The organism is Aequorivita sp. 609 (genome assembly GCF_014212065.1).
Classification (GTDB): domain Bacteria; phylum Bacteroidota; class Bacteroidia; order Flavobacteriales; family Flavobacteriaceae; genus Aequorivita; species Aequorivita sinensis.
In genome coordinates this window covers 74,920-80,919 of record NZ_JACJVM010000004.1, presented here as the reverse complement: position 1 = coordinate 80,919, position 6,000 = coordinate 74,920, and the positions used below count along the sequence as shown (strand labels likewise).

The window sequence follows — 6,000 nt, the reverse complement described above, 5'->3', positions numbered from 1 at the left end:
TTAACTCCTCAAGCCGCCTTCCTTTTTTTGAAACCTTTTAGTATTGGAGGTGATTAAGGCTTCTTTTGCCCTAAACTCAAAACGTCCAACTCGCTCACAGTGTGGGTGGTGATTGCAGCGTCACCTAAGTAACCCCGCAAGAACCGTTTTTAACTCCTCAAGCCGCCTTCCTTTTTTGTCAACCTTATTATTACTGGAGGTGATGAAAGTTTTTTTTTGCCCTAAACTCAAAACTTTCTACTCGCCCACAGTGTGGGTGGTGATTGCAGCGTTACCAAAGTAACCCTGCAAGAACCGTTTTTAACTCCTTAAGCCGCCTTCCTTTTTTTTGAAACCTTTTAGTATTGGAGGTGATTAAGGCTTCTTTTGCCCTAAACTCAAAACGTCCTACTCGCCCACAGTGTGGGTGGTGATTGCAGCGTTACCAAAGTAACCCTGCAAGAACTGTTTTTAACTCCTCAAGCCGACTTCTTTTTTTGAAACCTTTTAGTATTGGAGGTGATTAAAGCTTTTTTTGCTCTAAACTGAAATAACAAATTACCGATTTAATCTTTTAGGACTGTAAAACTGATTTCTACTCATTAATTGTTTCAAGGCTAAATTAATATTGATGTAACCTATAACCTGTAGATTTTAATTACCAATTTTATTTCCACGCTATATTTATTATATTTAATAACCCAAATACACTAATCTCCTCCACAATTTTTAGTTATGATTGAAAATCCTGAAATCGATCTGGCTTGGAACTTCGTCAATTATACCGATAGGAATATTTTTCTGACTGGGAAAGCAGGGACGGGAAAAACTACGTTTCTACATAGATTAAAAACGGGTTCCTTAAAGAGAATGGCAGTTGTAGCACCCACCGGAGTGGCGGCTATCAATGCCGGAGGGGTGACTATTCATTCCTTTTTTCAGTTGCCATTTGGTCCCATCTTGCCCGAGTCTGCAAATGCGCAAAGCAATTCTTTCTCTAAAAAATTCAGTAAAAAGAAAATCAATATTATTAAGTCTTTAGATTTGTTAGTTATCGATGAAGTAAGTATGGTGCGTGCCGATTTACTCGATGGCATAGACCAGGTTTTGCGCAGGTTTAGAGATAGAAGCAAACCCTTTGGTGGCGCCCAGCTTTTGATGATTGGCGACTTGCAACAGCTTTCGCCAGTAATTAAAAACGATGAATGGCAGCTTTTAAAACAATACTACAATACAGGATTTTTCTTTGGAAGCAATTCGTTTCAACAATCGAATGCGCTTACCATTGAATTGAAACACATCTACAGACAGGAAAGTGAGGATTTTATAAAAATATTAAACGAAATTAGAAATAATTCCTTGACTCACGAATCTTCCGAAATACTCAACAAACGGTATATTCCCGATTTTTCTACACAAGACAGCACTGGGTATATTACTTTGACCACCCATAACAATAGAGCTGACAGAATAAATGCTGCAGAATTGAAAAAGCTAAAAGAGAAAAGCTTCATCTACGAAGCAGAAGTAGAAGAAAAGTTTCCCGAATATACCTATCCTACCCATTTAGAGCTGAAGCTAAAGGTTGGGGCGCAAGTTATGTTCGTTAAAAACGACAGCTCTCCGGAAAAGCGTTATTTCAATGGAAAGATTGGTACTGTGGTCGATTTAGACGAAGATGAAGTACTAGTGCGATGCCCCGGGGATGAATTTGATATTGTTACTAGCCCAGAAATATGGAAGAATATTCAATACTCCATAAATCCAGAGACAAAGGAAATAATGGAAGATGAAATTGGTTCATTTACACAAATTCCGCTGCGTTTGGCTTGGGCTATAACTATTCATAAAAGTCAGGGACTCACTTTTGAAAAAGTAATTATCGATGCCCAAGAAGCATTCGCACACGGACAAACCTATGTAGCTTTAAGCCGGTGCAAAACTTTGGAAGGAATCGTTTTAACCGGTCCGTTCTCTCGAAAAAGCATTATCAACAATCTGGAAGTTGCTTCCTTTAGTAAAAATGCCGAAGAGAACCAGCCAGATGCTTCTATTTTAGAAACTTCGCAGATAGCGTATCAACTTAACTTGATTAACGACATTTTCAATTTGCATGGTTTTTTAAATCCGGTTAGTAGAGTTATAGATATCTACTTTAAAAATAAAGGCAGCATCAATGGAAATTTACTCGAACAATTAACCATTTTAAAAGAAAAAGGTGTGACCGAACTTTTAAAGGTTAATACAAACTTCCAAATTCATTTAAAAAACTTAAGTGAACACGAGGCTCCAGAAAGTAATGTTCAGCTACAGGAACGCTTTAAAAAGGCTGTTTTTTATTTTGAAAAGCACTTGCAAGATTTTGTTATACGACCTTTAGCCGATTTAAATTTTACCACAGATAACAAAGCAATTAATGAAGATATTACAAATCAGCTTAATAATTTGGAAGAATTGATAGCTGTAAAACAGTATTGCTTTAAAGGTTTAAAAGATGGTTTCAATACTTCAAAATACCTCGATTTGCGGGCTAAAGCCGCACTACAGGAAGTAGAAAAACCAAAACGCAAAAAATCCGACTTTAACGCTTCAACTGAAAATAATAAATTATTTGAATTACTGCGAGAACTCCGCACCATGTTTTCGGAAGAAGAAGCTATTCCACCCTATCAAGTTTTTACCCAAAAAGCGCTTTATGAAATGTGCGAAGTATTTCCCACAAACGTGAATCAACTGCGACAAATATCCGACATTGGAAAAGTTAGACTTAAAAAATACGGTGCGGCAATCCTGGAAGTAATTAATAATTACTGCGAAGAAAACTCAATAGAGCCAAAAAATGAAATCAAATTGGTTCCTAAAAAAAGTAAAACACAACAAATCTCTTTCAACTTATTCAAATCGGGAATGAGCATTGCCGAAATTGCTAAAGAACGAGGTTTTACCGTAGGAACTATTGAAAGGCATCTCAGCACTTTTCTTGCTACGGGTGAAATTAGAATCACCGAATTAATGCCTGTGGAAAAGTACCTCGAACTCAAAAAAATAATGGAAACCGAAGACTACAAGGGTTTTGGCGATTTAAAAAGCAAAATTGATGATAAATTCACTTATAGCGACTTACGAATGGTTGCCAATGCACTTCAACTCGAGATAGGCACGGAAACCTCAAGCCAATACTTCTAAAGTAAATTAAATAAAATAAGCAATGATTACAGCTAGGATAACTGCTGTCATTTTAGAAAGATTGAATTTATGGTTTTTAGAGCTTTCAAAAAGTATTGTTGTTGAAACGTGTAAAAAGATCCCTATCACAATCGCTGTGATTGGTGTTTCGTATTGATGGAAGAAGTCGTAATGAGTCGAGAGATAGTTCCCTAGAGGCGTCATTAAGGCAAAAAAGAATAGGAATAACAATGTAGTCGTTCTTTTATACCCAGCGGTTATAAAAAAGAAGGATAGAATGATGGCAACAGGCACCTTATGAATAATAATAGCCGTTAATAAATTGTTTTCTTCAGAAATTGGAAAACCTTCCATAAAGGCATGTATGCCTAAACTAATAAAAAGGACCCAAGGAAAATGTTTGTTTTCTGAATGAAGATGAATGTGTCCGTGTTCTGCACCTTTAGAGAAGAACTCTAGAAATAGCTGCAAGAGTATTCCGAGCATTATATATACTCCAATACTTTTAGAATGGTCTTCAAATACGTGTGGTAACAATTCAAAAACTGTTATAGATAAAAGAAATCCACCGCTAAAAGCTAGAAAAACTTCCATATTGCGCATTTCCTTTTTCTTTAAGAAAAGTGCGACTATGTAACCTATTACTACGGCTAAAAAAAGTAAAATATAATTCATTAGTTAAAAATCAGGATTAATCTTTCTGAGGTGTTTTCATCAAATTTATTGAGTTTGTAATCTCCAAAAACTGCTTTTAACGTTACTCCTGCCTTCTCAAAGTAGTCTTGAAAGTCTTCTAATCTTAATGCTTTTACTCTTTCAGTAAAATAATAGTCATCTCCTTCATCATTGAATCGGATATTTTTTATGATATAACCATCTTCAACATATTTTTCAATATCAAATAAAATTCCACCAATTTCTTTTTTTTCTGAAGGAACTAATTTTTTTATAGCTAAATCGACGTTTAAAAAGTCTATAACCCCATATCCATTCGATTTTAATTCAGATTTTATTGCTTTAATTGTTCTTAAGTTATCTTCTTCTTTTTCAAAATAACCAAAACTTGTATAAAGATTAAATACAGCGTCAAACTTTTTGGGATATGGTAAACACATATCGTGGACTTCAAAATGGAGCCTGGGTTTTTCGTATTGTTTAGCATAAGCAATACTTTCTTCAGAAAGATCTACTCCTGTTACATTAAACCCTTGTCGATATAAATATTTTGAATGTCTGCCTTTCCCACAGGCCAGATCTAGAATACTGTCGTTCTCTTTTAATTTTAAATAATTAGTAAGCGTGTTCATAAACAACGCCGCTTCTCTGTGGTCTCTGTCTTTATAGAGAATATGGTAATATGGCGTGTTAAACCAGGAAGCGTACCAATTGTTTTTTTCTTTTTGCATAGTTATCGTTTCGCACTGCTAAAATACTGTATTTTTGCAGTAAAACTGATTATATATTATGGTAAAGAATTTTAAAATGGTAGCTAAGACCCTTTTCGGGATGGAAGAGCTACTGGCTCAGGAACTTCGTCAATTAGGAGCGTCTTCTATTGAATTAGGAACCCGACATGTTTCCTTTGAAGGAGACACTGGCTTTATGTATAAGGCAAACTTATGCTGCCGTACTGCAATTAAAATTCTGAAGCCAATTACAGCCTTTAATATTTTCACAGAAGAAGATTTATACAAAAAAGTTTATGAGATGCCATGGGAAAACTATATGGACGTAAAAGGTTCGTTAGCAGTTAATGCTACTGTTTTTTCAGATGTATTTACACATTCTCAATATATCGCTTTAAAGACCAAAGATGCTATTGTAGATCGTTTTCGAGATAGGGAAGGTGTTAGGCCAGATGTAGATTTAGACCACCCTACCTTACGAATAAATGTACATATTGATCGTAATATCTGTACTATCTCATTAGACAGTTCTGGAGAGTCATTACACAAACGTGGTTATAAAGTAGAAAGTACCCTTGCTCCAATAAATGAAGTTTTAGCTGCAGGTATTTTAATGCTATCTGGTTGGCAAGGGCAGTGTGACTTTTTAGATCCAATGTGTGGGAGTGGAACTATGTTGACTGAAGCTGCAATGATAGCATGTAATATTCCACCTAATCTAAATCGTGAGGAATTTGGTTTTGAAACTTGGCCAGACTTTGATGTAGATTTATATGAGAAAATAGAAGAAGCAGCTCTTAAAAAAGTTCGTGATTTCCCTCATAAAATTTATGGTTTCGATTCTGATCCTGTTGCTGTTCATAAATCTAAGGAGAATATAAAAAGTGCAAATCTTCAAGAATTTATTGAGGTAAGACAACAAGATTTTTTTGAAAGTGAAAAACAGGGAGAAAAGTCGTTGTATATGGTTTTCAACCCGCCTTATGATGAAAGAATATCTGTGAATGATGTTCAGGAGTTTTATAGCTCTATCGGGAATACATTAAAACGTGGCTATCCTGGAACTCAGGCTTGGATGATTACTTCAAATATGGAAGCGCTTAAGTTTGTTGGACTTCGTCCTTCGAGAAAAATTAAGTTGTTCAACGGGAAATTAGAATCCAAACTTGTGCGTTATGAAATGTATGAAGGAAGTAGAAAAGCTTCTAAGCAGTAATTTTTTAGATCAATTTCTTTTTCAGGAAAATCTGACGTCATAAAAATTTAGTTTATTTCTAAGATATCGACTCGGTGATTATTAGAGAAATCGGTTATTGGCTTAGGAATAAGTTGATGATTGGAGTTTCTATTGAATACATTTTGCGACTCACTTCTTTGTTGTAATTGAAAAGTGATTTTTTACTTTACAAGATACTTTATTATATCTGCA

The 6,000-nt window shown here is 35.2% G+C and carries 4 protein-coding genes; 2 read left to right on the top strand and 2 right to left on the bottom strand.

Going from position 1 to position 6,000, the window contains the following annotated elements; all coding sequences use genetic code 11:
• The first annotated feature begins 714 nt into the window (after positions 1–714).
• The gene (locus H4O20_RS02470; RefSeq protein ID WP_185098173.1) at positions 715–3,165 is read left to right on the top strand and encodes a helix-turn-helix domain-containing protein; all 2,451 of its coding nucleotides are present in this window, start codon (positions 715–717) and stop codon (positions 3,163–3,165) included.
• A 6-nt stretch (positions 3,166–3,171) separates the two neighbouring features.
• Here the strand turns inward: H4O20_RS02470 and H4O20_RS02465 are convergent, their stop codons facing one another.
• Together H4O20_RS02465 and H4O20_RS02460 are read right to left on the bottom strand one after the other, a co-directional pair.
• Complete coding sequence (locus H4O20_RS02465; RefSeq protein ID WP_139856265.1) at positions 3,172–3,840, bottom strand: ZIP family metal transporter; 669 nt, start codon at positions 3,838–3,840, stop codon at positions 3,172–3,174.
• Positions 3,840–4,571: a bifunctional 2-polyprenyl-6-hydroxyphenol methylase/3-demethylubiquinol 3-O-methyltransferase UbiG gene (locus H4O20_RS02460; RefSeq protein WP_139856264.1), complete on the bottom strand. Its 732-nt coding sequence runs from the start codon at positions 4,569–4,571 to the stop codon at positions 3,840–3,842. Before H4O20_RS02460 ends, H4O20_RS02465 begins: the two co-directional genes overlap by 1 nt.
• A gap of 58 nt (positions 4,572–4,629) precedes the next feature.
• Here H4O20_RS02460 and H4O20_RS02455 point away from each other — a divergent pair, with 58 nt between their 5' ends.
• Entirely contained in the window at positions 4,630–5,787 is a 1,158-nt protein-coding gene (locus tag H4O20_RS02455; protein WP_185098172.1) for a class I SAM-dependent RNA methyltransferase, read from the top strand.
• Positions 5,788–6,000: the final 213 nt, after the last annotated feature.

What these genes read in the sequence shown, in the direction of transcription:
- H4O20_RS02470 (WP_185098173.1), top strand. Translation starts at nt 715, where the DNA reads ATGATTGAAAATCCTGAAATCGATCTGGCTTGGAACTTCGTCAATTAT.
- H4O20_RS02465 (WP_139856265.1), bottom strand. Translation starts at nt 3,840, where the DNA reads ATGAATTATATTTTACTTTTTTTAGCCGTAGTAATAGGTTACATAGTC.
- H4O20_RS02460 (WP_139856264.1), bottom strand. Translation starts at nt 4,571, where the DNA reads ATGCAAAAAGAAAAAAACAATTGGTACGCTTCCTGGTTTAACACGCCA.
- H4O20_RS02455 (WP_185098172.1), top strand. Translation starts at nt 4,630, where the DNA reads ATGGTAAAGAATTTTAAAATGGTAGCTAAGACCCTTTTCGGGATGGAA.